Source organism: Limibacter armeniacum (genome assembly GCF_036880985.1).
GTDB lineage: Bacteria > Bacteroidota > Bacteroidia > Cytophagales > Flammeovirgaceae > Limibacter > Limibacter armeniacum.
The window spans coordinates 1121841-1146150 of the sequence record NZ_JBAJNO010000009.1 but is presented as its reverse complement, the minus strand read 5'-3'; the positions used below and the strand labels follow the sequence as shown (position 1 = coordinate 1146150).

The window sequence follows — 24310 nt, the reverse complement described above, 5'->3', positions numbered from 1 at the left end:
CTAACCTTTCTGCCGAAAACACAATAGCTATGATCATCAAAGAGGTGAAGTTCGATTCAGATGAGTACAGGAAAACTGTCGCATTGAGAGACAAGGTGTTGAGAAAACCATTGAATATGGAGTTCTCAGAAGCTGAGCTTTCTAATGAATTTGACAGTTACCATATCGCTGCATTGAATGAGGAAGATGAAGTGCTTGCTTGTCTGGTACTCAAACCCGTAACAGGCACTGAAGTGAAGATGAGGCAAGTGGCTGTTGACGAAAGTCAGCAGGGCAAAGGGTTGGGCAAATTGCTTGTCGGCTTTGCGGAACTCTTCGCAATGGACAACGGCTCAGAGCTGATGACTGTTCATGCTCGTGAAATTGCTTTGGATTTTTACCTTAAGTTGGGGTATGAAAAAGTAGGAGAGCAGTTCGAGGAAATTGGCATACCACACTTTAAGGTTCAGAAAAAACTCAGTTAATAATTTTCAAGGTGACGGAAGCTGTAACGAAACCTGCTTCCGTCATCTGCAAAAATACATTTGATAAAACAACACACTATGGCACTGGAAATGAAAGTCCCTGCGGTGGGCGAGTCGATCACCGAGGTTACAATAGCTCAGTGGCTGAAGCAAGATGGCGACCACGTAGAAATGGACGAGATCATCTGTGAGCTTGAGTCGGATAAAGCCACTTTCGAATTGACTGCAGAGGCAAGCGGTACGCTTAAAATTGCAGCGGTAGATGGTGAAACGCTGGAAATCGGCGCCCTGATCTGTACAATTGAGGAAGGGGATGGCGCAGCTGAAACAACATCAGAAGCCAAAACAACTGGTGGAACAGCTCAAGTAGCTGAAGCTCCAAAAGCTACTGGTGAGGTGCTTGAAATGAAAGTTCCTGCAGTAGGTGAGTCTATCTCTGAAGTAACGATTGCTTCATGGGTGAAACAAGATGGTGACTTTGTGGAGTTGGATGAAATCATCTGTGAGATTGAATCAGATAAAGCGACTTTTGAACTGACTGCTGAAGCAAGCGGTACTTTGGAAATCGTAGCAGGTGAAGGTGATACATTGGAAATCGGTGCTTTGATCTGTAAGATTGCTGTAAGCGAAGGCGCACCTGTAGCAGTAAAAGAAACTGCAGCAGCGGCACAAGCTGAAAGCACACCTTCAGCAACAGCAGCAGGTAGTCAGACATATGCAACAGGACATGCATCTCCTGCTGCATCAAAAATTCTTTCAGAAAAAGGCATTGATCCTAACAGTATCAACGGTACTGGTAAAGATGGACGTGTTACTAAGGAAGATGCTTTGAGAGCTGAAAAAGCAGCACCTAAGGCAGCCGCTGCTGCACCAAAAGCTCCAGTAGCTGCTAAGGAGACTGCTCCAGCAGCACCTGCAGGGGATAGAGAACAACGTCATCAGAAGATGACACCGCTGAGAAAGACGATTGCTAAGCGCTTGGTGTCAGTGAAAAACCAGACGGCTATGCTGACCACTTTCAACGAAGTGGACATGAAGCCAGTGATGGACGTTCGTAAGCAGTACAAGGATATGTTTAAGGAGAAGCATGATATCGGACTTGGATTCATGTCATTCTTCACAAAGGCAGTAACAGTAGCACTGAAGGAGTGGCCAGCTGTGAATGCTATGATCGATGGTGATGAGATCGTTTACAACGATTACTGTGACGTTTCAATTGCAGTATCAGCACCTAAAGGTTTGGTAGTGCCGGTTATCCGTAATGCAGAGAAACTGTCGTTGGCAGGAATCGAGCAAGAAGTAAAACGCTTGGCGCTAAGAGCAAGAGACAACAAGTTGACTATTCCTGAGATGGAAGGCGGTACATTTACGATCACTAATGGTGGTGTATTTGGCTCAATGCTTTCAACTCCGATCATCAACGCACCGCAGTCAGCGATCCTGGGTATGCACAATATCGTAGAGCGCCCTGTAGCCGTGAACGGTCAGGTTGAGATTCGCCCAGTGATGTACATAGCACTTTCTTATGACCACCGTATTATCGATGGCCGTGAGTCTGTAAGCTTCCTGAAAAGGGTAAAAGAGTTGCTTGAAGATCCGATCAGATTACTACTTGACGTATAAGCAATAAACAATAAGGTAGTCAGCAAAAGGGTCAAATTCCTAAGCTGACTACTTTTTTTGATACGAACTAAATCCGAGTGACAAGACTTCAGGCAAAACAGATCAGCCAATTTTGAGTTGTATGTGAGGGCTTAAAATTAAGCTATCTTAAGTCTTGAATCTCAATTCTTTCTAAAAACCATACACAATACAGCATATGTACGACGTAACAGTTATTGGTTCAGGTCCGGGTGGTTATGTGGCAGCAATTCGTTGCGCACAGTTGGGTATGAAAACTGCCTTGGTAGAAAAATATAATACATTGGGTGGTACTTGCCTTAACGTGGGCTGTATCCCTTCCAAAGCTTTGTTGGACTCTTCTGAGCATTTCCATCAGGCAAAGCACCAGTTTGCTGAGCACGGAATCGAGATTGGTGAGCCAAAGATCAACCTTGAGCAGATGATGTCGCGCAAGGATGGCGTTGTAGGTCAAACTACAGACGGTATCAACTTTCTGATGAAGAAAAACAAGGTGGATGTATTCCACGGCTTTGGTTCTTTTGTTGACAAAAATACCATCAAGGTAACTAAAGAAGGTGGTGAAACAGAAGAGTTCAAGACGGAGAAAACAATCATCGCAACAGGTTCTAAGCCAATTATGCTTCCTTTTATCGAGTTTGATAAGAAGCGTGTAATCACTTCAACAGAAGCACTTCAGTTGAAAGAAGTGCCTAAGCACCTTGTGATCATTGGTGGTGGTGTAATCGGTCTGGAGCTTGGATCTGTTTATGCTCGCCTTGGAGCTGAAGTAACTGTAGTTGAATTCCTTGACGGTCTGATTCCAATGATGGACGTGACGATGGGTAAGGAACTTCAGCGTGTATTGAAGAAAGAAGGTTTCAAATTCCACTTCAAGACGAAGGTAACTTCTGTAAAAGTGGAAGGAGAAGAAGTGATGATCAAAGCAGAAGACAAGAAAGGTAAAGAGCTTGAAATCAAAGCTGATTACTGTCTGGTAGCAGTTGGTCGTCGTCCATATACAGACAAGTTAGGTCTGGAGAACGCAGGTGTAAAGGTGGATGACCGTGGCAGAGTGGACGTGAATGACCACTTACAGACAAGTGTAGAGGGTATCTATGCAATTGGTGATGTGATCAAAGGTGCTATGCTTGCGCACAAAGCGGAAGAAGAAGGCGTTTTTGTAGCTGAAACTATTGCAGGCCAAAAACCACATATTAATTACAAATTGATTCCTGGTGTTGTTTATACTTGGCCAGAAGTGGCAAGTGTAGGTTACACTGAGCAGGAGTTGAAAGAGGAAGGACGTGCATTTAAAACAGGTTCATTCCCATTCAGAGCATCAGGCCGTGCAAGGGCATCAATGGATATTGATGGTGTAGCAAAGGTATTGGCAGATGCTGAGACAGACGAAATCCTGGGTATGCACATTATCGGGCCACGTGCGGCTGATATGATTGCTGAGGGGGTAGTTGCAATGGAGTATAGAGCATCTGCAGAGGATATTTCTCGTATGTCTCATGCTCACCCTACATATACTGAGGCTATCAAAGAAGCATGTCTTGCAGCAACAGACGACCGTGCATTGCATATCTAAATAATATTGGGTAAGCCTTCGGTTTACAGTAAACCCCGTCAGTCATAGGATTGTCGGGGTTTTGCTTTAAATAGAAATTTTTGACTTGATTTTGATATGTTTAACTTAGGCTGCCTAAAAGCAAGCATTATCAGTAGGTTAAAATCAATTAGAAAATCGGAATAACGATGAAGCAACTAAATCAATTGCTTGTGTTGGTGGTGATGTCATTTACGGCATTTAGCTGTACACAAGAAGCACAGAATAACATTAGTCGCAGTATTCAGAACTGGACAGGTACGGATGGAGTATTGGAAGTTTATGCTGGAGATAAATTGGTGAAGAAATTCATCAAGATTGATAAACTCTCAACAGCAGCAGCAACCAAAGGCCAAGGAGCGAGACCATATCGTTTTGGTTATGGTGTGTTGGATGCCAATTTCAATGGTGTAAAAGATGAAGGAGAGAAGAAAGTCTATTTTGAGTTTAGTGATTACTCGACTTCCTATATTTTTTATGAGTCACCAAATTAATTTGAAATAAAAAAACGGGCTTCTTCATTGTTGGAGAAGCCCGTTTGGTTTGAGTATATGTCTTACTTCACCTTATTAAGGTTGAGGGAATTCATAAAGTGGTCAATGTCTGATTCGCTTTTGTTTTTATCTTTAATTAAAGCGAAAAGTAAACACATTCGGTCACCTAAAATAAAGTTTCGCATGGTCATTTGAACATTGTTTTCAAGTACTGAAGTACCTTGGAAACCGTTATGACCTTCATAAGTAATTCCAGCCTCTGATTCAGGTCTACTGCCAAATGAGTTGAACATCTCATAAAGTGTCGAATGTAAGGTAGATTGGTGTTGAGTGCTATCTGCAAAGGTTCCTTTAGGGTAAGTCATATTCAATACACCAAAGAGACTTCCACTGTCTAATGTAACCATCATCGTCTTGATTTCTATGTTGCCAAGACCTTCTTCTTCTACATTTCTGACTTCTTCTGTAGGGACGATAGGCATATTGATGGACAGTTCATCATCAATTTGTACAGAAACCCAATCTTCTGGTTTATTGTCGTTATATGCGAGATTAACTGTTTCCGGTTTGGATGCAACTCCTAGTCCTGATGCTTGAAAGCTGTCAAAGAAATATTCTTGCATTTCATTGCCCGCGAATTCTTTGGTTGAGATTGCCTGCATCATATAGACTCTGTTTTCAATAAGAACCACCCTTGCTGAAATAATGGCCTGTCCATTGTTTATCGCCACCTTGATTTTACGGCCAGGGTATGTTTTATAGAGATAAGCTTCTTGTGAAAGTAGTTCACTGTCAGAAACCTTTTGGAGTATTCCTGAGATGGCATTCTGAAAAAAGGTATCATGTTGGTCCGTCATATCAGAATGTATCAATGTGGAAGGGTACTTGGTATAGACCATCATATAAATGAGATTCTGTGCAGTACCAGCACTTTTGTATTGGTGTCCTTTAATGGTAATGGAACCTAATTCAGAGTTGATTTTTTGCTCAATTAGCTCAGGTTTACCCGGCATCAAGATACTATAAGGCTCATTTTCTGGGCTTACTTTTATCCAGTGAGCATATTTGTCATCGGTAATGTTTGTTTTACCACTATTCATAATAGGTCTTACTTTATACCCTTTCTTTTTAAGCAGTTGTAAGACTCCGGTTTTACCGGCAAGGTGCCCAGCGCCAATAGTGATGAATGTGGGTTGGGTATCAGTCATTTTAGCAATCCTTTCAGCCATAACCTCGTTACGTTTATCGAGCAGTTCTTCAGCGTATAGTGCAGCCGTTTTGTCTTTTTGAATCAGGTCGTGCAGTTTTTCTATATTCTCATCAGAATAGTATTCAATCATTTTCTCGATTTGCTTTCCACTTTTCTCATGCTCTTCGATTGCTTCAACTACAATCTGTGGAGGTAGTTTCTCAAATGCATTTAACTGTTCACTGATACTTTCCACCCCTTTCATTTCTTTACCTTTACTTTTTGCAAGGTTCCAAAGGTACTCATCCATGGCACTCTCCATTTCACTGTTGCCATATTCTGAGGAGATTATCCCTAGCAATGCAAAAGGCTTCATTTTTTCAAGAGCAGCAAATGGTGCTATTGACTTACCTTCCTTTTCCAGCTTCTCAAAGTAGGTCTTGATAATCTTATATTCTTTGTCTGAGTAGAAATCCTTTAGCGATTTTCCTTCAGGCAGAAGAATTGCTCGCATCAGCTGTTGCATGGAGTCCAGCTCAATGGATACTTCTCCTGCATAGGCTTCACAGGACTCCAACTTATTCATAAGTGAGTCATTGAACTGGAACACCCTTTTGTCCTTAATGTGGAAAGTTCCATATAGGTATGAAGGTTGAACAGAGGTCTTGCCTTTTATCTCCCAAAGTAAACTGTTGGCTTGTTGTGCACTCAATGAAAATGTACAAACGAGACTTAGGATGAGAGATAAAGTAAGAAGCTTAGAAATAGATGATTTTATCATTTTGGTAAAGTGAAAAAGGGACAATTGTAAACAGCTTTTAATAATTACAGCGATTTAAATAGAAAGGTACTGAAATCGGCTTATAGGTCAGCAAATCAGGTGGAAAGCCAACAGATATGTTGATGCTAAAAGCCGATACAAAAGTAAGTCTGTAGTAAAATAATACAAAAAAATATGATTATACATCTGTAAAGGCTTGGTCTTTGTTTGGATAAGATGAATTCTAAAGTTATTATAAGTTACCAATTGTGAGATAGGATTTCACAAGGGAATTAACCTGATAAATCGGTTGAAATATTAACTGAGGTCAAAAATGCCGATTGAGAATCCAGAGATATAATCATGCTAAATAACAAACCATTTTTTTATGTACTGTTACTTGGTTTGCTGTTTCAATTAACTGAAAATAAACTGTTTGCTCAGCGTTACCGAAACAAGCGAAAATTTGAACCAAGTAGTACAGCCTCTTTGATCATGCACTCTTCAAAATGGGTGGTAGGCATAAAAGGAAGCGTGAACTTTACCACGGCTTTGCCCGAAAAGTTTTATACAGTGGTGACTCCAGCCAGTGGTTTAGGCAATGGATATGAGAAAGAGTATGATCTATCCTCTCGCAATGTTAGCCCTGCAATTGCTATTCAACTGTTTTATTACCCTGTTCGCTTTCTTGGTTTTTCTGTGCAGCCTGGTTTTGCCAATTATCGCTTTACATATTCCAGTGAAATGCGTTGGAATATTGATGAACTGGGAAATGGACCCAATTATACAAGGTTGCAGTTTGAGCACGACCATAGGCTAAATTATTTTGAGTTGCCACTTATCACGCAGCTATCTGTCGGTAATGAACAAACAAGGTTCTTTCTGCAAGGAGGGTTGGTATATGGTCACTTGTTGACAGGCTATAAGTACATCAATGGTAGTGAACATAAAGCATATAGTGATGGTGTGATTGTAAAACCTGTTTCAGAAGAAGCGTCCCTTTCGTCTCAAATCAATCCAAACAGATGGTGCTATCAAATAGGTGGAGGTATCAGTTTTGACCTTTTCCCTGTCAGGCTTTCTTTGGAGTGCAACTACAAGAAATCATTTGACCCTTTGATAAATCCTGAAGAGCGGTACAGTGATCAGCACCTGTTGCTGTATTATTATGATGTAATGGATGACCTGAAGTTAGGACACCTTGAGTTTGGTTTAAGTCTGGCTATACCCTTGGATCATATTCATCAGGTATACGACAATAGAAAGTGATAGTGAAATTACAATCAAATGAATAAGATCAGAAAATCATATATAAAAGGTTGGTGCTGGTTGATAGTAGGACTGTTGTTCGGTTGCTCGCAATCACCAGATGAACTTGCGCCTTCTGAACAGTTTGTAAGGGTTTACCAGCATGGTGTGAAGTCAGGCGTTGAACCTATTGATTTTGTCCAGACTGCGGACAGTGGGTTCCTTATTATGAACAGGTGGAAGCGAGAGCTAGCTACAGGCTACGGAACCTACTTGATGAAGGTGGATAACGAAGGAGTTACAGAATGGGATTTACTGATTGATGAGTTTTTTATCAACCCAATGCCTGATATCATATCTCTGGGTGGTGAAATATTGATAGCTGGAATCGACACCAGAAAGAATGTGACTCAATTTCTGATGGTGGATGTAGCGACAGGAGATGTCACACTCAAAAAGTACTTTAGCTCCTTGGGTGTGCCGTTAGCGGCTTGTTCTACAGGTGAAGATGAGTTCTTGATTCAGTATTATGATGAAGTTCAAAAGCAATCAGGAATTGCATTGCTGAGTAGTAATCTTTATATCCAATGGAATAAACGTTTTAATGTCACTGAAGATGGAGATCAGTTGGTAAGTTTGCTAAATGCCTTTGCTAGAGGTACGCCTCCTTTTTTTGTTGTAAACCATGAGAATGAAGTATTGTCCAATATGGTGGTGGGGTCTTCTATCTCGTTGATAGAATTGACGAAGACATATGGAGTTGTCTCTTCAGAAATAGATGGAAACCCTGAAACAGCGATGGTAAGAAATGCTTATCCATTGGGAGACCGTAAATATGCGATCGCATTGACCAATTATTACAACTCAGGGTTGATGCCGAAGTTTACCATTCAGGATGTAGATTTTTCCAATACCTTAGGACTGCTATCTGATCAGTTTATGGATTTGGATCCTACTTCTTCGGTAAGTACCTGTGAAGCGATAATCAATGGGAAGCCTTACCTTTTGTATGCCACTACAACAAGAAGCTTACAAGTAAAGATAGTTGCGTTTAATAAGGAAAATGGCTTTTTGGCAGGAGCTCATTATTTGGGAGAGCGCTATGGATTTCATGCGGTGGATATACTGGCAACAGACGATGGAGGGCTTATTCTATTGGCTTCAACCAGTGCTGTAGATACCAATAGTAGTGTGGCTTTATTCAAGTTGTCAAAAAAGGATCTGGAAGATATGTTATAGTTGTACTTTGAAAATTCAAAGCCAATAACAACATGTAAAGGGATGCTATAGAAAAGTAGCATCCCTTTATATTTTACTGATCAAGCCATTCTTTAAATAAAGGAGTACGTTCGCTGCTGACTACAACATCCTCATCGATTGCGGGAGTAAGCTCAAGCTTAAGTCTTCCTTTGAAGTAAGTGTGAATTGCAAAGGCAGCATCTAAATGGATGATAAACTTGCGGTTCACCCTAAAAAAGAGCTTAGGGTTCAATAGGTTGCTCAGTTCATCCAATGTATAATCAACAGGGTAGATATCTCCTGACTTGGTGACCAAGACATTTACCCTGTCTTTGGTGTAGAAGTAAGCAATAGATTGACATTTGATAGCTTGAATCTTAGAACCATTTTTGACAAGGAACCGTGACTTGTATTCATCATCACGATGCTGCATCATATTGATCAGCTCATCAAGCTTTTCTTTTTCCGGAGAACGTTCAAACCATTGACGCATCTGTTTGAACTTTTGCAGACTGTTGGCTAACCTTTTTGCCCTGACAGGTTTTAGAAGATAATCCAAACTATTGACCTCAAAAGCATTGATTGCGTATTGGTCGTAAGCGGTAGTAAAGATCACTGGGCAGTTCAGCTCAACCTCATTAAAAACCTGAAAACTTAACCCATCGGCAATTTGTATATCTGCAAAAAGTAAATCGGGGTGCTCGTTCTCTTCCAGCCAGTTGATTGCTTTTTCAACTGAATCCAACACAGCAACGACTTTTATATTTTGATCCTGATCCAAAAGCAGTTGTTGTAGCTTTTGGGCAGCCAAAGGTTCATCTTCAATAATAGCAACATTCATTCTTAAAAATTGGTAGTTAGTATAGTCTAAAACAGTAACCTCACTAAATTATTTAGACTATTTCATAGTCTAGCAGTGGGATAATGACAGTAAAATAGTCATCATTTTTCTGTACCACAATATTGCGGTCAGACAGGTAATTGTATCGTTTACGGATGTTGTCCAGTCCACTTTTGGAAGAATAGTTAGGTAATGCCTTTTTCTCTTGCAGGTTGTTTCGAATTACCAGACAATCATCATAATCATTGTAGAGGTCAATATACAAGGCTCTTTCCTGACTGATCACGTTATGCTTTATGATATTCTCGATCAGCATTTGGAGTGTCAGTGGAGGAATAAACTTGTTTCTTTCGAGGTCTTCGTCAATTCTGATATCAAAATGGATATTCCAGTTGAACCGTTTCTGAAGCATAAAAATGTAACTGTCAGCAAATTGAAGCTCCTCATTTAGAGAGACAACTTCACATTTCTTCGACTGTAAAACATATCGGTAAACATCCGAGAAACTGTCAAGAAACTCATGTGCATCCTTGTTGTCCTCTTTGATAAGAGAGGACAGGATATTCAGGTTGTTGAAGAGAAAATGAGGGTCCAGATGGTTTTTGAGAGTTTCAAATTGAGATTTGAGATTAGCTCTTTTGAGGTGCTCTGTTTGAACAAATACCTGTTTCCATTTTCCCATAAAATAAAAACCCAATTGAATGGTCAGGATTGGAATGATAAACAAAAGACCATACAAATTAAGTGTGATAACCTGATCTATATCAGGAGCATAATCGGTGAAATTAACCTTGAACAGGTAGTAGGTAATATTGATGCAAAACAATGAATAGATTGTGCTTCCAACTATCTGAGTCAGAAATCGGGTACGGCTATGCTTCATCCAAGGCAACACCTTATCCAATAAGTTACTGATCGTTGTATTGCCCCACCACAATGCTGTGATTACACAGATGATCCAGATAAATGCTACATAGTAGAGTTGATTTATTTTTAAATCCCATAGCAGATACCCTATAGCTGCAACAAATAGGATAGAGACTAGACTCAGTATGATAGATGTAATGCTGGGCTGCTTTTTTTGTTCAGGCTGCGAAAGTATGTCGTCATCCAGAAAGGGTTCCATAAACTGTCAATGGTTGGGAAGAGTAGAAAATCCAATTATTAGTAGAATGAAGCTCCCTTTTCAAAAGAAGAGCTCCATTCTAGGAAATCCACTCCTTAAGTCCTAGTTTTTAACAATAATTTATAATGAGTTTTACCGTATTAGTCCAAGATGATTTCATCAATCTCACTCCATGAAACATACTGTTTTTCACCGTCCAGTTTGTTTTCTGTGAAGATCAGAATACCGTCATTGTTCTTGCTTACATCTTGAGAATCTCCTAATAGAAGGGATGCACCATTTTTAAGTGTAATTAGAGAGAAGTTATAGTTTTTAGGCTGTACTTTTTTAACCTTTCTGAACGGAATCTTGTATTCCATTCTGTTGTCTGTGCCGTCCAGCATTTCAAAATCCCAGAACTCATCCAAGTCAAAAGCCAAACTTCCTTTATAGGATTCACCCTCAATTGTTTTGACAGTTCCCTGAATGGCTTTCGGTGTTTTAAAGTCATTATAACCTAATGTTGGGAACTTGCCTGAGTTGTCCAATTCCAGTGATTCAAAGTCACTCCAGTCAATTTTTACTCGACCGTAGTCAGGATCCTTGATCACTATACCTCTATTGCCAGCATCCACGTCATTGGAGTCAAAGAGGTCAATTTCTCTACCTGAGTTCAAGGTAACTCTAGACCTGTCTCGACTTGTTTTGGTGATTTTCTTGATATTACGGAACTCGATAGACATTTTACCATTAGAGCTTCTGCCATCCAGTTTATCAACCGTAAGAGATTCATCATTGTCCCATTGGATGCCGCCTTTGAATGATCCTTTTAAGGTTGTGACTGTACCATACAGTGGGCTTCCTGATTTGTACTCAAGCTTGTTGGGTGTATTTAAGAAAGTGACCTTTTTAATTCTGTCCCACTCAAGGTTTATTTCCCCTAACTCTTTGTCGTATACAGTGATTTTAGTTCCGATATCACCACCATTGTGTACTTGGATATTTTCATTGTTTTTGAAGGTTAAAGTAACCTTACTTTTATTGTCAACAATGATTTCCTTGATGTCTCCAAACTGGCAAACAAACTGGTGGTTAGAACTAGGCATATTGCTGTCAGACCAGATACTCATAAAGTTCCAGTTACTTTGGTTAGAGACTTGGTTAGTCAAGGTTTGACTTCTGTTTCGTTGAAGTGCAGCTTCATGGGCTTTGTCTCGTGCCTCTCTGATGCGTTCTTCAGCTTCCCTAATTCGAACTTCTGATTCTCTTATTTTTACTTCAACTTCACGAAGTCTGGTTTCCATTCTTCTGGCAAAGTCTCGGTCATTTCTTTCCTTAGCTTCTCTAGCTTCTTCCTCTATTTCTCTGTAATAGTCACGCAATTCTTCAATGCGGTCTTGGTAAAGCTCCTTACGGTCTTCTTCCATTTCCTGCAAATCTTCTTGCCATTGGTTGTATACTACGTTCTTATTATCATTCTCACTGACCCTGTACTTTACCTTGACTTTTCCTTTGTCAAACATATCCAGTTTGCGGGCAAAAGGATTGGAGGTTTTGTTACTGTTGAAGAGGTCTTCCCATGTACCTTCTTCTTTTCCCCAGCGGAGCTGTCCTTCAAAGACACTTCCGTCAATCATGGTCACTTTGCCATAAATTAATGCTTTGTCCTGTGCAGTTGTAGTCAATGATAATAGGACTGCTAAAATGAGCAGCACTCCCTTTGTTCTGTAATTGTTCTCCATAAGGCGATTGTTTGTTTTCAACACTATTGTGGTGACACTAGAAAATGTGATTTGTTGGAAAGCAAGTAGGATATAATTAAGGACTATGGAAAGTGTTTTTGTGTAAAACGGGATTTTTTTTGTTTCAAAAAGGAAACACCTGTGTTGAAATGAATGTAAAGGCACGTTGTTCCAATAAAAAGTATAAAAAGGGAAGGTTTATGGTGTAAATGTACGTATTGAGACTTTTATGTCCGTATTTGAACATTTTAAAAAATAAATTTCACTTGAATAAAAAATAAATATTTGAAAATGAGTAACTTAAAAATGTTGGTACGGTAATTTTATTATAATAATCAATGTTGGTCACGGTTACAGAGATAGCTGTGATCAAGATAGATAGATGTAAATAATTGAATTGGTTGAAAGCGGCTCCGATATTCGGAGCCGTTTTTTTTATTTATAAAGAATCAAACATAGAGGTACTTCCATCAGGATAATGGAATAAAACTTTGTCGGTAGCATCAAAAGAAACAACTTTTTTAAGTTTTCCATCTGAATTCAACATCCAGGTAGAAGATTCAATGTCAAACAGGAATTCAACAGAGTTTTCTTTTTTAAGCGAGTTGAGTTGGGTGATAAGAATCCTGTTTTTCGTTTTCTCAATTTCGAAAAACTTACCGTTAGACATCACCTGCTTTATTTCTTTATCCCCTTCCTTCATTGATATTGGGTTTTCTCCACCCCAAAATTCTATTGTGTTAAAGATCAATCCATCACCCAACAAAGCGATTTCATAAACAGGAATGATGACAAAAGCCAAAAATACTAGGGCATTGACAAACTTGGTACCGACCTGACCATTCCATGAGTGTAGTTGGTTGGTTAGTCTGAATGGTCCATAGCAGCTTGTTTGTAAGACGCTTACACCGAGAATGAGTAAGGCCACAAATAGATACTTCAATTTTTGAAAAACCATGAGTTTAGATTTATAGGTGAATGAAGAATTTTATTGAAAGGCTTTCAGGGAAACTGAAAGAGGTCAAAACAATTAAGTGAATGAGAAATGAAAGGAATTGGCCAAGAAAGTTCTCTTTACAGTTACGAATATTAAAATATGGAAAATCAGCCTGATGAACAATAGGGAAAGGAGCCTTGAGCCTAATAAGTGGGACCTTAAGCGCTAAAAGTGGGAGAGGTCATTTTTTATCTTAGGACTCTTTTCTATAATGCACAAAAAATTAGGGATATAGCGTAAAGCAAAGGTTAGGTATATGAAATCGGAAAAATTAGTTGTATTTGATCAGCAACCCTCGATTGTAACTCAATATCTTAATGAGTTAAGGAATATTGATGTACAGAAAGATAGCATGAGATTCAGGGAAAACCTGAAGCGTATTGGTGAAATCATGGCTTATGAAATGTCTAAGACATTTGCTTTTAAACCTGTCGATATTCAAACACCTTTGGCAGTCGCAAAGTCTGAAGAGGTGCAAGATCAGGTGGTGTTGACAACAATTTTAAGGGCTGGATTGCCATTATACGATGGCTTTGTGAGAATTTTGGATAATGCGGAGAGTGCTTTTGTCGCTTCATACAGAGCTCCAGCTGTACATGGTGAAGAGGTGTCCATCAATATGGAGTATGTTGCTTCTGGTGATTTGACAGATAAAGTGGTGATTCTTGCTGATCCAATGCTTGCGACAGGTAAATCATTGCTGTTGGCTTATAAAGGACTACGTAAGAACGGGCGACCAAAGCATGTTCATATAGCCGCAGTAATAGCCAGTCAGCAAGGAGTAGACTATATTATGGAGAATATGGATGACGTGCCATTTACCTTGTGGATAGGAGCAATAGATCCGGAACTTAATGACAAAGCATACATTATTCCGGGTTTGGGAGATGCAGGGGATTTATGTTTTGGCCCTAAACTCTAAGGCCCAATTAAGCTATAGAAAGTGGTAATTGAATTATTACTTTATATCCTGCTGCTCAAATGTAACAAATACGGGTATTGCAACGTTTGAAAGGTGTTGTTTGTTGACATTACAAGCAGCACTTTTTTTGTGTGCAGAGGTATTGCTACTTGCAGTATACAATAAAATAAGACAGATTTGTATTTTTATTAGAGATAAAGGGCTGAAGAAATATTGTAAATTAAGAAGTTATGTGAGTCGTCTTTGAGAGTTTGGTAAATGCATAGCCCTACCTTGTAAGCGCAAGCTTTTTTGATTTTCAAAGACAAATTCCCCGTACCTTATTTTAAGGATAAACATTAAATATGCTGAGTATTATTCAATTATTAGGAGGCTTAGTCACGCTGATCTTAGGAGGCGAACTATTGGTAAGAGGTGCAACGGAGATAGCCTTGAGAATGAAAATTTCACCTTTGGTTGTCGGGTTGACTGTTGTTGCATTTGGTACTTCATCCCCTGAACTTTTTATCAGCTTATATTCTGCTGTCTCTGGCAGTCCTGACCTTGCTATTGGTAATGTAGTAGGTTCCAATATCTGTAACCTTGGACTGGTATTAGGCATGACAGCAATGATTTATCCTATTGAGGTACACAAGGATTCGATGAGGATCGACTGGCCTGTTACCATGTTGAGCTCGCTGACCTTGTTTGTTTTCGCTGTCTTGTTTGGTGGTATCAATCAGTTCACGGGACTGGTGATGGTAGCTGCTTTAATAATCTACCTCGTCTTTATTCTTAGAAAAGCCAATAATGATAAGAAAGCACTGCTTGCAGCCGAGGAGGAATTCAGCTTAGATGAAAGTGACCCTACCTCTTTAGTTGCGTGGGTTAAGGATATCGCATTTATCGCATTTGGTATTGGTGCATTGAGCTTTGGTTCTGACTGGTTTGTAGGGGGGGCTAAAGAGATCTTTATTAATATAGGTGTTGATGAGCGTGTGATTGGTATTGTAGTATTGGCTTTGGGAACAAGTTTGCCAGAGTTGGTAACTTCGGTGATGGCTGCCATAAAACGCAATACAGATCTGGCTGTTGGTAACCTTCTTGGTTCAAACATCTTTAATGTATTGTCAATCTTGGGCTTTACAAGTATGGTTACCAATATCAATATCAGTCAGGCGATTACTTTTACAGATATGCCTGTGATGCTTGGAATAACATTCCTTGTAATGGTTCTGATGTTGAAAGGAAAGTTACTGAGCAGATTGGATGGTTTTATACTTTTGGCAGCATACTTAGTTTATACATATACACTGTTCCCTCAATAATCATAGGGAGTTAGTTAGCATATCATAATTTAAATCCACTGAAGTGAGCCATAGAGGTTTCATTTCAGTGGATTTTTACTTTTAGAGCTTAACACAGATAATCCATCGAATGAGGACAGATAACCCTTGAGTTAGGTATAAGTAAGTAAGAAACCTTTATTTTAAAATTGCTACAGGTTGCTTGTTTTCATCAATTGCGACAAATGTAAACTCACCGCTGATAGCTTTTTCTCTGAATTCCGAATACATCTGTTCAATATAAATATCAACCTGTACCTTTAAACTGGTATTACCAATATAGTCCACCTTCCCATGTAGCTCGATGATGGTTCCTGAAGGAATTGGTTTCTCGAAGTCAATCCTGTTACTGCTGACAGTAACCATTCGCTGACGGCTAAACCGTGTTGCTGTAATAAAGGCTGTTTCATCCATCAGTTGCATGGCAGTACCGCCAAATAGCGTATCATAATGATTTGTGGTACTTGGAAATACAGCTTTGAAAATTCTTGTTTCAGATTGCGCTATGCGTTGTTCTAATGTCATTGGAGTAGTAAGTTTATACAGTTTGCTTGTTATGTTAGTTGGTTGAAAAAATACTGCCCCACCTGACATATTGGAGTCGTCAGGTGAAGGGCAATATTCCAATCTGGGTTAAAAATAGACGTGTTATTAGGCAACACTTTCCTTAACCTTGCTTCTAAGTACTTTGGCAGCTTCAACCATCTCGGTCAATGCTTTTTTCGTTTCTTCCCAATGACGAGTTTTTAGTCCACAATCAGGATTTACCCAAAGGTTTCTCTCAGGGATAACCGCCTTGGCTTTTTCAAGCAGCGCTACCATTTCCTCCTTACTTGGTACACGAGGCGAGTGTATATCATATACTCCTGGTCCAATCTCATTTGGATAGTTGAACTGAACAAAAGCATCCAGTAACTCCATCTGAGAACGGGAGCACTCAATCGTAATGACATCAGCATCCATATCCGCAATATTCTGTATGATATCATTGAATTCTGAATAACACATATGAGTGTGGATTTGTGTTTCGTCTTCAACGCCAGTTGAAGAAATTCGGAACGCTTTAATAGCCCACTGTAAGTACGTTTGCCAATCATCCTTGCGAAGAGGAAGACCTTCACGGATTGCCGGTTCATCAATTTGTATGATCTTGATCCCCGCTTTTTCCAAGTCACTCACTTCATCCCTAATAGCGAAGGCTATTTGGTTACAGGTAACAGATCTAGGCTGGTCATCACGTACAAAGCTCCACTGAAGTATGGTTACAGGTCCTGTCAACATTCCTTTTACTAGCTTTTCAGTGAGGCTCTGAGCATAAGCACTCCATTCGACAGTCATAGCAGTTGGACGCTGCACATCTCCATAAATGATTGGGGGTTTTACACAACGGCTACCGTAACTTTGCACCCAACCATTTTGAGTGAAAGCAAAGCCATCCAGTTGCTCACCGAAGTATTCAACCATGTCATTTCTCTCAAACTCTCCATGTACCAAAACATCCATATCAATCTCCTCTTGCCAACGGATTGCGGTCTCTGTTTCAGCTTTGAGTAGTGCATTATATTCCTCTGTAGTAATCTCACCTTTCTTGAACTTAGACCTCCAAGTGCGGACTTCTTTCGTTTGAGGGAATGAACCTATGGTGGTAGTCGGGTAAAGTGGCAGTCCTAAAATTTTGTCTTGTGTCTTTTGGCGAACAGAATATGGATTTATTCTTTTGGCATCTGCTTCTGTGATGGCATTTACCCTTTCCTTAACAGCATTGTTGTGGATAAGAGTAGATGTCTTACGACTTGCATTGGCAGCGATATTAGCTTGTAGCTTAGCAATGATTGATTCATCATTATTGCCTTCTGCCAGTTGCTTAAGGGTAGCAACTTCATCTACTTTTTGTTTGGCAAAAGCCAGCCAATTCTTGATCTCAGAAGTTAGAACAGCTTCGTTTGTTTCCAATTCTAAATCACAAGGGGAATGTAGAAGAGAACAGCTTGGAGCAATCATAACTCGGTCACTGCCCAGCTTATCAACAGCGAGCTGTATCTTTTCTAAAGAGTTTTGGAAGTTGTTTTTCCAAATATTTCTACCATCAATTATCCCCAATGAAATGCTGAGGTCTTTAGGTGCTTGCTGTAATACTTCAGTGAGTTGTTCAGGACTTCTTACCAAATCAATATGCAAAGCACATGCAGGTAGTGATGTAGCCAGTGCTAAATTATCTTTGAGACCGTCAAAGTAAGTCGCAATGATTGTTTTTAGCTGAGGAAACTCTTTTTGAATTGTACGGTAAGTACCCAAAAGCACTTCTTTTTCATAATTGCTTAGGTCCAAAGCCAAGAATGGTTCATCAAATTGTACCCATTCAGCACCGAGAGTCTGTAGTTGAGTGAGTATCTCAAGGTAAACAGGCAGGAGTTTATGAATAAGTTCAATTCGGTGAAAACCTTCCTCTTTCTCTTTACCGAGAAGCAGGTATGAAACTGGTCCTAGCAGTACAGGTTTGGTTAAAATTCCGATTTTTTTTGCTTCCGAAAATTCATCAATGATTTTAGTGGATAGCAACTGAAATTCTTGGTCTTTCTTGAATTCAGGAACGATGTAATGGTAGTTGGTGTCAAACCATTTTGTCATTTCCATCGCTGTTATATCTACCCCATCTTTTTGGTAGCCTCTTGCCATGGCAAAATAGAGGTCGAGAGGTTTGGCTCCAACCACTTCTTTATAGCGGTTAGGAATAGCATTGACAGTTAATGTCATATCCAAAACCTGATCATAAAAAGAGAAGTCGTTGGATGGGATAAGGTCTATGCCAGCTTCCTTTTGTAACTGCCAGTTTTGTTTCCGGATCGTATGACCTGATTCGATAAGGTCAGTGGCTGAAATTTTGCCTGACCAGTATTGTTCGCAGGCTTTTTTGAGTTCTCTTTTGCTACCAATGCGCGGATAGCCAAGAATGTGTGTTTGCATTTCTTTTAACTTTTAAGGATTGAATTTTAGTTAAAAGCTCATTGCAGAATTTCTGCTTTGCAAAACACGAAATTGAAGAAATTAGGAGAGAAAAGGACGTGCTGAAGTATCAACAAAACACAGTAATCCTATGTCTTGCTTAAAAAATACACCAGACCTGACCTAAAGCTTCAAATCGCGAAAGCAAAGTCATAGCGGAATAGGCAGGTCTCCTGACTTATAACAGCTTTTACCGTCCTTCCCATTCATAAAATGAACAGTGGATCACAAGGGCAAAAGCCTTTTATGTTACTTACAGTTGCGCGACAGTTCTGGATTTACACCAGATTCCCTATTAATACACAGCTAAGCGTAACCTTTTCCGTTTGATGAAATTACATAAAGAACTTTCTGGCAAGAAAGTTAGGTATTTTACTTTTAAGTATTGAAAATAATTAGGGTTTATTTGATGATTTGATAGGTAACCTACTTTCAGTCAGAAGTTTTAAATTTTAAGTTATTTACATGTGAAGATAAAGAGACTCTGAAATTATAATTCAATATCATACACCATTCTCTTCGCCAGCAGTTCAGCAGTTTCATGGTCGAATAGCTTTTTCACTAAGTGAAAGGACATGTTGATTCCGGCCGAAATTCCACCTGAAGTAATCAGGTTTCCTTCATCTACAAATTTTGTGTTTCGTACAGCTGTAACATTGGGGTATTCATTTTCTAGCCTATCTATATCCATCCAATGTGTCGTTGCCTTTTTGTAATCCAAAATTCCACACTCTGCCAATAAAAGAGCACCAGTACATACAGATGCCATTATTTCAACTTTTTGATACTGGTCTTTTATCCAATTCAGTATAGTATTGTTTTTTATAGTAATTTCTTCAGCTCCATATCCGCCCGGAATAATTAAAATGTCGAGTTTTGGATGATTTTGTATGTTGAAATTGGGGACTACTTTAAGGCCATTCCTTGCATGGATTACACTTTCTGATTCACCAATTGTGTGGACATTGAAAAGCTTAGTGTTATTTTTTTCAGCGAGGGAAAAAACTTCGAACGGACCTGCAAAATCCAATACTTCAATTTCTTCAAAAAGAAGGATGCCAACTTGAATAGGAGTCATGTTTAAAATGGAAAAGTTTATAGTGAAAAAATAACTATTGACCGATAGACTTTTCCATCAGTATCCTCCATACGTTTAGAGGAAGCCACTCATCATAATTTTTGAGGTGCTTGTACTGAGGTAAGCTAACAGTCTTCGGGATATCAAAAAAAGGAGTACCATTACTCAATTCTTTATCTACAGCTAAATATAAATCAGTAAAGTACTGCTGCAAGAGCGTGATGTCTTCTCTTTTTCCAATTGGTCTTACGTGTGCCATATAAACCTCATCGAAATCGAGTTGTTGTATTTCAGCTAGTGATTGAACCCATTTTTTTGGTTTGGCATCAGGTAAGTATGCATATAAAACACGGTCAGGAACAACTAAATCAATACTGAAAATAGCATTGTGTTCGGGAAACCGGAATGTGGTCATTCCACTGCCGTGATTTGCCCCAAAGTAGTAGCATTCGATACTTTTTTCACCTGCCTTTAGTGTATATTTTTCACCAGACCATGTAGTATCAGGCATGACAACATTGTCATTTTCAGGAATGTCTTCTGCTGCTTTCTGATGGCTGATAATAGAAGCTCCTTGACTTTTAAAAATTTCACCACCACTAATATGATCCCAATGATTATGGCTGTAAATCAAATGGGTTACAGGCTTGTCAGTAACCTTTTTAATTGCCTCCATTGTGGCAGTGGCATGTCGTTCATCAATAGGATCAATTACGACAACGCCTTCATCTGTAATGTAGAAAAGTGAGAATGTTCTGTCTCCAACAAGGTAAAGGTTTTCTTTAGCCTTATAGGTTTTGATCTCTTGAGAGGAGGCCGCGAATGAGAGTAATAAAAAAAGTCCAGTGAGAAGCGTAGTAAGTTTCATATATGATTTCGGTATTCATTGATGATTCACTACATGATACGGAATTCTGACCCATGTAGGAAATTAAAATATGCATTTACCAATGCTTCTCTGGTTATATTATTTAGAGCTGCTTACTTAATTTTTTTCTTTACACCAAGATGTAGTTTTTGAACCCCACGAATACTGGCATAACGAATCTTTTCTTTATAAAGGACCCATCCGCCAACAGTACCTAAGATACTACCAATTGTTATCTCCCAAAATCTTAAAGCAATCAATGCATTGGAGTCCTGAATCAATGGATTAGCTGCTTCTGCTAGTAAAACCGTCAAAGGTGTAATAAAAATAACAGCCAGTGCATATTGCCTTACGACTAGCATCTCAATGATAAACTGGAGAATTATAATGGTAATGCATATACTCAATGGTGCGTCTATTAGACTTAATAATCCCCAGCAAAGTGCTAATCCGATAAATGTGCCTGTAATACGTTGCATTGTCCTTTGCCAAATATGGTGCAATGAAGCGCCTTGCATAACAGCTGCGCATGAGATTGGAATCCAGTAAGGATTGCTAAACTTCAATAGGTGTCCTAAAGACAAAGCTATGGCCATAAAACCACCCACAATTAGGGCTTCTACAAAATCAGCATAATTATTTTTCTTGAGTACAGGGGTGATTTTTGTGGAAGAAGTGTTTTTGGTGGTGACTAAGGTATAAATAAGTGCCAATAGGCATGTATACATGGTGCCTAACCCGATAAGTCCAGCTTTTACAGGGATAGCCGAAAGATCAAATGGTTGACAGCTCGACATTGCTGCAATCAGGATAAAGAAAAAGCTACCAGGAGGCGAGGTCTTATAGTAAAGAACAATCCAGTGTATGGTTATGGAGTACAAGCCAAATATCAAGGCAGATACAATGGGGTTGAAGCTGAAAATAAGACCAATTGTAAATGACACCATGAAACCAAATGAGCTGACCAATATGGTGATCATTCGGTTGGTAAGAGAGCCGGAAGTAGGAAGGTATAGGATGACCATACCACTAAGGCAGGCAAACAGGCCATTTTGTAGGTTGTCAAAATATAGTCCTATGAGAAGTGGAGTTCCGAGACATATGGCGGCTAGAAGAGGAATGTGCCAGTTTCTTTTACTTTCTTTAAATGCCACCAAAAGCTTTAATTCCTTGTTAATCGTCTCCTTAATCTCCATATCTCAAAAATACCTTAGTTCTGCTTTTTATGTCATGTATATGCTCGTATAAGAGGGGCTGCATGTACATTTTAACAACTATAAATAACTCTTTAAGGTTTAAATTGTTTATTAGAATGTTGATATAATTGGGCGAGTAAAATGCTATAGGTAACCAAGGGGTTTTTAAGGTGGAGGAGCGAATCTTTATAGTGATATATTGGAATGGTACCAAGAGGTGTAGGAATCCTATTTTTTAAGGTGTTTACGTTTCTTATTGACCTTTGATAATTCGACACCTTTTCAGTTCTTTGTTCGCAAGTACCAGTATCAACCGTAAGTTTTTTAAACTCTCTAAGTAAATTTACCAAACTTTAGCACGTTGGTCAGTGCTTGATATGAATTTTTATCCACAATCAGTTTGTTGTGATTGTATGGCTTTAACTAGAGCCTAGCTACTAACAGTCAACCAGAATATGATGCAAATGATTTCGAAGTATCTGCTTGTTATCTCATTGAGTATGTTCAAGTTTATTTTCGGTCCAATAACCAGTTTAACATTAGGTTTCAGTTTGGTGGAAGGAATCATCCTGACAGTAGTTGGAATGATGATGACCGTCTTATTACTGATAATTCTGGGACCACGGTTCCGGAATAAGCTTTATGCTTGGATGTACAAGAAAAAACGTAGAAGGTTGTTTACTCCACGTAACAGAAAAATAGTGACTGTTTGGAGAAAACATGGGTTGTTGGGAGTCGCATTTCTTACGCCAGTGCTGTTGACTCCAGTTGGAGGAGCATTGGTAGCTATTGCTTTTGGTGAAAAGAAAAGCAAGATATTCTGGTATATGTTGGCAAGTGCTTTTACTTGGAGTATAATCCTGAATACCGTAATATTTTTGGCAGGAGAAGAATTAGGTATCTTAGATATGATTTTGTAATTGGTCGAATAGATATATCATAAATTTTCAATGGCAGCTTCGTCTATTAAAAGGCGAAGCTGTTTTATTTTATCAGAACCTTTTTATAGGTTAGTCAATAACTTTTTTATTCAGGAAAATACAGATAACAGAACCCGATCCTATGAGAGATAAAGCATTTGCCATCAAGGAATATATCACAGATATACGTAGACGAATCCATCAGCATCCAGAATTAGGTTATCAGGAGTTTGAAACCCAAAAACTGATCAAATCAGAGTTGGAAGCAATGGGGTTTACTCAAATTGAAGAGAAAGCCAAAACAGGCATTGTTGCCTCTCTAAAAAATGGAAATGGGCCTTGTATCGCTTTAAGAGCCGATATTGATGCACTTCCTATAGAAGAGGAAACAGGTTTGGAGTACAGTTCAAAAAGAGAGGGGGTAATGCATGCATGTGGACATGACAGTCATACAGCAATGTTGTTGGGGGCCGCAAAAATCCTGAAAGAAGAAGCATTCCAAGGTGAGGTGAGGTTTCTGTTTCAACCATCGGAAGAGCATAATTATGATGACCCTGATGGGTGGTCAGGAGGAAAGCGAATGGTGATGGAAAATGTACTTGAAGGCGTAGATGCGGCGATGGCAATTCATCAGATTCCACAAATGCCTTTGGGAGCCGTAAGCATCAAAGAAGGTCCTGTACTGGCTGCAGCTGACTTTTTTGAAATCAGGGTAAAAGGGAAATCGGCACACGCTGGAGCGTCGCCAGAATTGGGTATCGATGCCATTGTAGTAGCAAGTCAGATTGTCAACAACTTACAAACGGTTGTGTCCAGAAATATAAACCCTGCTGAAAGTGGTGTGGTAAGTGTGACCACATTTCATGGAGGTTCTGCTCCCAATATCATTGCCGATGAAGTAGTGATGACCGGAACCATTAGGGCATTGGATGATGAAATCCATCAAAAGATAGTCACTAGGGTAAAGGCAATTATCCAACAGACAGCAGCTATGCACGATACAGAAGCTATTTTTACAATAAAACATGGCGTGCCTGTAACATTTAATCATGTGGAGATGACAGCTAAAACTAGGCAGTCAGCCCAAAAGGTATTTGGAGAGCAAGGCGTGATTGCGATTCCTCCTGTTTTTGCAGGTGAAGATTTTGCTTATATGGCTAGGCAAGTACCGTCTTGTTTTGCATTACTTGGAACCAAAATAGAACGTGAAGGAGAAATTTATTCGCTTCATCACCCTAAGATGATTTTGAATGAAGATGCAATGCCATTGGGAACAGCCTTGTTTGTACAAACGGCTTTGGACTTTCTGAACAAGAATTGATGGCAATTGACTAACTACTTCATCATTTCTCTTCTCATTAACAGCTGTCAATGTGCTGTTTCAGTATTTGTCTTTAGATGAATTGTAGGTTGAAGCATTAGTGACATGAAAGATGATTGTCAAACTTCGGAGGTTGATATGAGAAGAGAAACCCATATGTAAGTACAAAAGGCATGTGATAGGATTGGCGCTAACAGTGTCAATTTTTATCTAATTTGTGTACATTGATTGAATATCGTCTAATAACAATTTATTTAAATGAAGCTTATGGCAGTGAGGGAACTTTAAATGGAGCGTTATTACTTTTTTTAGTCAAATCAATTGGTGTGAAATTCAACATAGCGATCACATTTAAACTATATA

Annotated in this window: 20 protein-coding genes and 1 riboswitch; of the genes, 10 read left to right on the top strand and 10 right to left on the bottom strand. The window is 39.2% G+C overall.

Going from position 1 to position 24310, the window contains the following annotated elements:
• Positions 1-29 precede the first annotated feature (29 nt).
• The 4 genes from V6R21_RS22455 to V6R21_RS22440 all read left to right on the top strand — a co-directional run bounded on the left by V6R21_RS22455 (position 30) and on the right by V6R21_RS22440 (position 4193).
• Positions 30-464, top strand: coding sequence for a GNAT family N-acetyltransferase (locus tag V6R21_RS22455; protein WP_334245784.1), 435 nt, complete (start codon positions 30-32; stop codon positions 462-464).
• Positions 465-542: 78 nt separating this feature from the next.
• A complete protein-coding gene (gene odhB, locus V6R21_RS22450; RefSeq protein WP_334245783.1) occupies positions 543-2087 on the top strand; it encodes a 2-oxoglutarate dehydrogenase complex dihydrolipoyllysine-residue succinyltransferase in 1545 nt (514 codons plus the stop codon).
• Between the two features lie 196 nt (positions 2088-2283).
• Complete coding sequence (gene lpdA, locus V6R21_RS22445; protein WP_334245782.1) at positions 2284-3681, top strand: dihydrolipoyl dehydrogenase; 1398 nt, start codon at positions 2284-2286, stop codon at positions 3679-3681.
• Positions 3682-3848: 167 nt separating this feature from the next.
• The gene (locus tag V6R21_RS22440; protein ID WP_334245781.1) at positions 3849-4193 is read left to right on the top strand and encodes a hypothetical protein; all 345 of its coding nucleotides are present in this window, start codon (positions 3849-3851) and stop codon (positions 4191-4193) included.
• Positions 4194-4255: 62 nt separating this feature from the next.
• On the opposite strand, the gene V6R21_RS22435 is transcribed toward V6R21_RS22440, so the two are convergent.
• Positions 4256-6163 (bottom strand): TraB/GumN family protein, encoded by a 1908-nt coding sequence (locus V6R21_RS22435; protein ID WP_334245780.1) that lies wholly within the window; start codon positions 6161-6163, stop codon positions 4256-4258.
• A 342-nt stretch (positions 6164-6505) separates the two neighbouring features.
• Between V6R21_RS22435 and V6R21_RS22430 the strand changes: the two genes are divergently transcribed.
• Together V6R21_RS22430 and V6R21_RS22425 are read left to right on the top strand one after the other, a co-directional pair.
• Positions 6506-7411 (top strand): hypothetical protein, encoded by a 906-nt coding sequence (locus V6R21_RS22430; RefSeq protein ID WP_334245779.1) that lies wholly within the window; start codon positions 6506-6508, stop codon positions 7409-7411.
• Between the two features lie 18 nt (positions 7412-7429).
• Complete coding sequence (locus V6R21_RS22425) at positions 7430-8629, top strand: hypothetical protein (RefSeq protein ID WP_334245778.1); 1200 nt, start codon at positions 7430-7432, stop codon at positions 8627-8629.
• Positions 8630-8702: 73 nt separating this feature from the next.
• On the opposite strand, the gene V6R21_RS22420 is transcribed toward V6R21_RS22425, so the two are convergent.
• The 4 genes from V6R21_RS22420 to V6R21_RS22405 all read right to left on the bottom strand — a co-directional run bounded on the left by V6R21_RS22420 (position 8703) and on the right by V6R21_RS22405 (position 13260).
• Positions 8703-9470: a LytR/AlgR family response regulator transcription factor gene (locus V6R21_RS22420; protein WP_334245777.1), complete on the bottom strand. Its 768-nt coding sequence runs from the start codon at positions 9468-9470 to the stop codon at positions 8703-8705.
• A 52-nt stretch (positions 9471-9522) separates the two neighbouring features.
• Entirely contained in the window at positions 9523-10596 is a 1074-nt protein-coding gene (locus tag V6R21_RS22415) for a sensor histidine kinase (RefSeq protein WP_334245776.1), read from the bottom strand.
• 140 nt (positions 10597-10736) lie between these two features.
• Entirely contained in the window at positions 10737-12317 is a 1581-nt protein-coding gene (locus V6R21_RS22410; protein ID WP_334245775.1) for a hypothetical protein, read from the bottom strand.
• Between the two features lie 439 nt (positions 12318-12756).
• Entirely contained in the window at positions 12757-13260 is a 504-nt protein-coding gene (locus V6R21_RS22405) for a DUF3332 domain-containing protein (protein ID WP_334245774.1), read from the bottom strand.
• 310 nt (positions 13261-13570) lie between these two features.
• On the opposite strand from V6R21_RS22405, the gene upp reads away from it, so the two are divergent.
• Both upp and V6R21_RS22395 read left to right on the top strand, forming a co-directional pair.
• Positions 13571-14236, top strand: a complete 666-nt coding sequence (gene upp / locus V6R21_RS22400) for a uracil phosphoribosyltransferase (RefSeq protein WP_334245773.1) — start codon at positions 13571-13573, stop codon at positions 14234-14236.
• A 344-nt stretch (positions 14237-14580) separates the two neighbouring features.
• Positions 14581-15543 carry a calcium/sodium antiporter gene (locus V6R21_RS22395; protein ID WP_334245772.1) on the top strand — a complete coding sequence of 321 codons (963 nt, stop codon included), beginning with the start codon at positions 14581-14583 and terminating at the stop codon, positions 15541-15543.
• 156 nt (positions 15544-15699) lie between these two features.
• Here the strand turns inward: V6R21_RS22395 and V6R21_RS22390 are convergent, their stop codons facing one another.
• The 5 genes from V6R21_RS22390 to V6R21_RS22370 form a co-directional block, all read right to left on the bottom strand.
• Positions 15700-16086 (bottom strand): acyl-CoA thioesterase, encoded by a 387-nt coding sequence (locus tag V6R21_RS22390; protein WP_334245771.1) that lies wholly within the window; start codon positions 16084-16086, stop codon positions 15700-15702.
• A gap of 126 nt (positions 16087-16212) precedes the next feature.
• Complete coding sequence (metE, locus tag V6R21_RS22385; RefSeq protein WP_334245770.1) at positions 16213-18525, bottom strand: 5-methyltetrahydropteroyltriglutamate--homocysteine S-methyltransferase; 2313 nt, start codon at positions 18523-18525, stop codon at positions 16213-16215.
• 185 nt (positions 18526-18710) lie between these two features.
• Positions 18711-18900, bottom strand: a riboswitch (cobalamin riboswitch).
• A gap of 154 nt (positions 18901-19054) precedes the next feature.
• Complete coding sequence (locus tag V6R21_RS22380; RefSeq protein ID WP_334245769.1) at positions 19055-19642, bottom strand: DJ-1/PfpI family protein; 588 nt, start codon at positions 19640-19642, stop codon at positions 19055-19057.
• A 34-nt stretch (positions 19643-19676) separates the two neighbouring features.
• Positions 19677-20510 (bottom strand): MBL fold metallo-hydrolase, encoded by an 834-nt coding sequence (locus V6R21_RS22375; protein WP_334245768.1) that lies wholly within the window; start codon positions 20508-20510, stop codon positions 19677-19679.
• Between the two features lie 113 nt (positions 20511-20623).
• Positions 20624-21706 carry an FUSC family protein gene (locus V6R21_RS22370; protein WP_334245767.1) on the bottom strand — a complete coding sequence of 361 codons (1083 nt, stop codon included), beginning with the start codon at positions 21704-21706 and terminating at the stop codon, positions 20624-20626.
• 464 nt (positions 21707-22170) lie between these two features.
• Here V6R21_RS22370 and V6R21_RS22365 point away from each other — a divergent pair, with 464 nt between their 5' ends.
• Entirely contained in the window at positions 22171-22626 is a 456-nt protein-coding gene (locus V6R21_RS22365; RefSeq protein ID WP_334245766.1) for a hypothetical protein, read from the top strand.
• 142 nt (positions 22627-22768) lie between these two features.
• Positions 22769-23947, top strand: a complete 1179-nt coding sequence (locus V6R21_RS22360) for a M20 metallopeptidase family protein (protein ID WP_334245765.1) — start codon at positions 22769-22771, stop codon at positions 23945-23947.
• Positions 23948-24310: the final 363 nt, after the last annotated feature.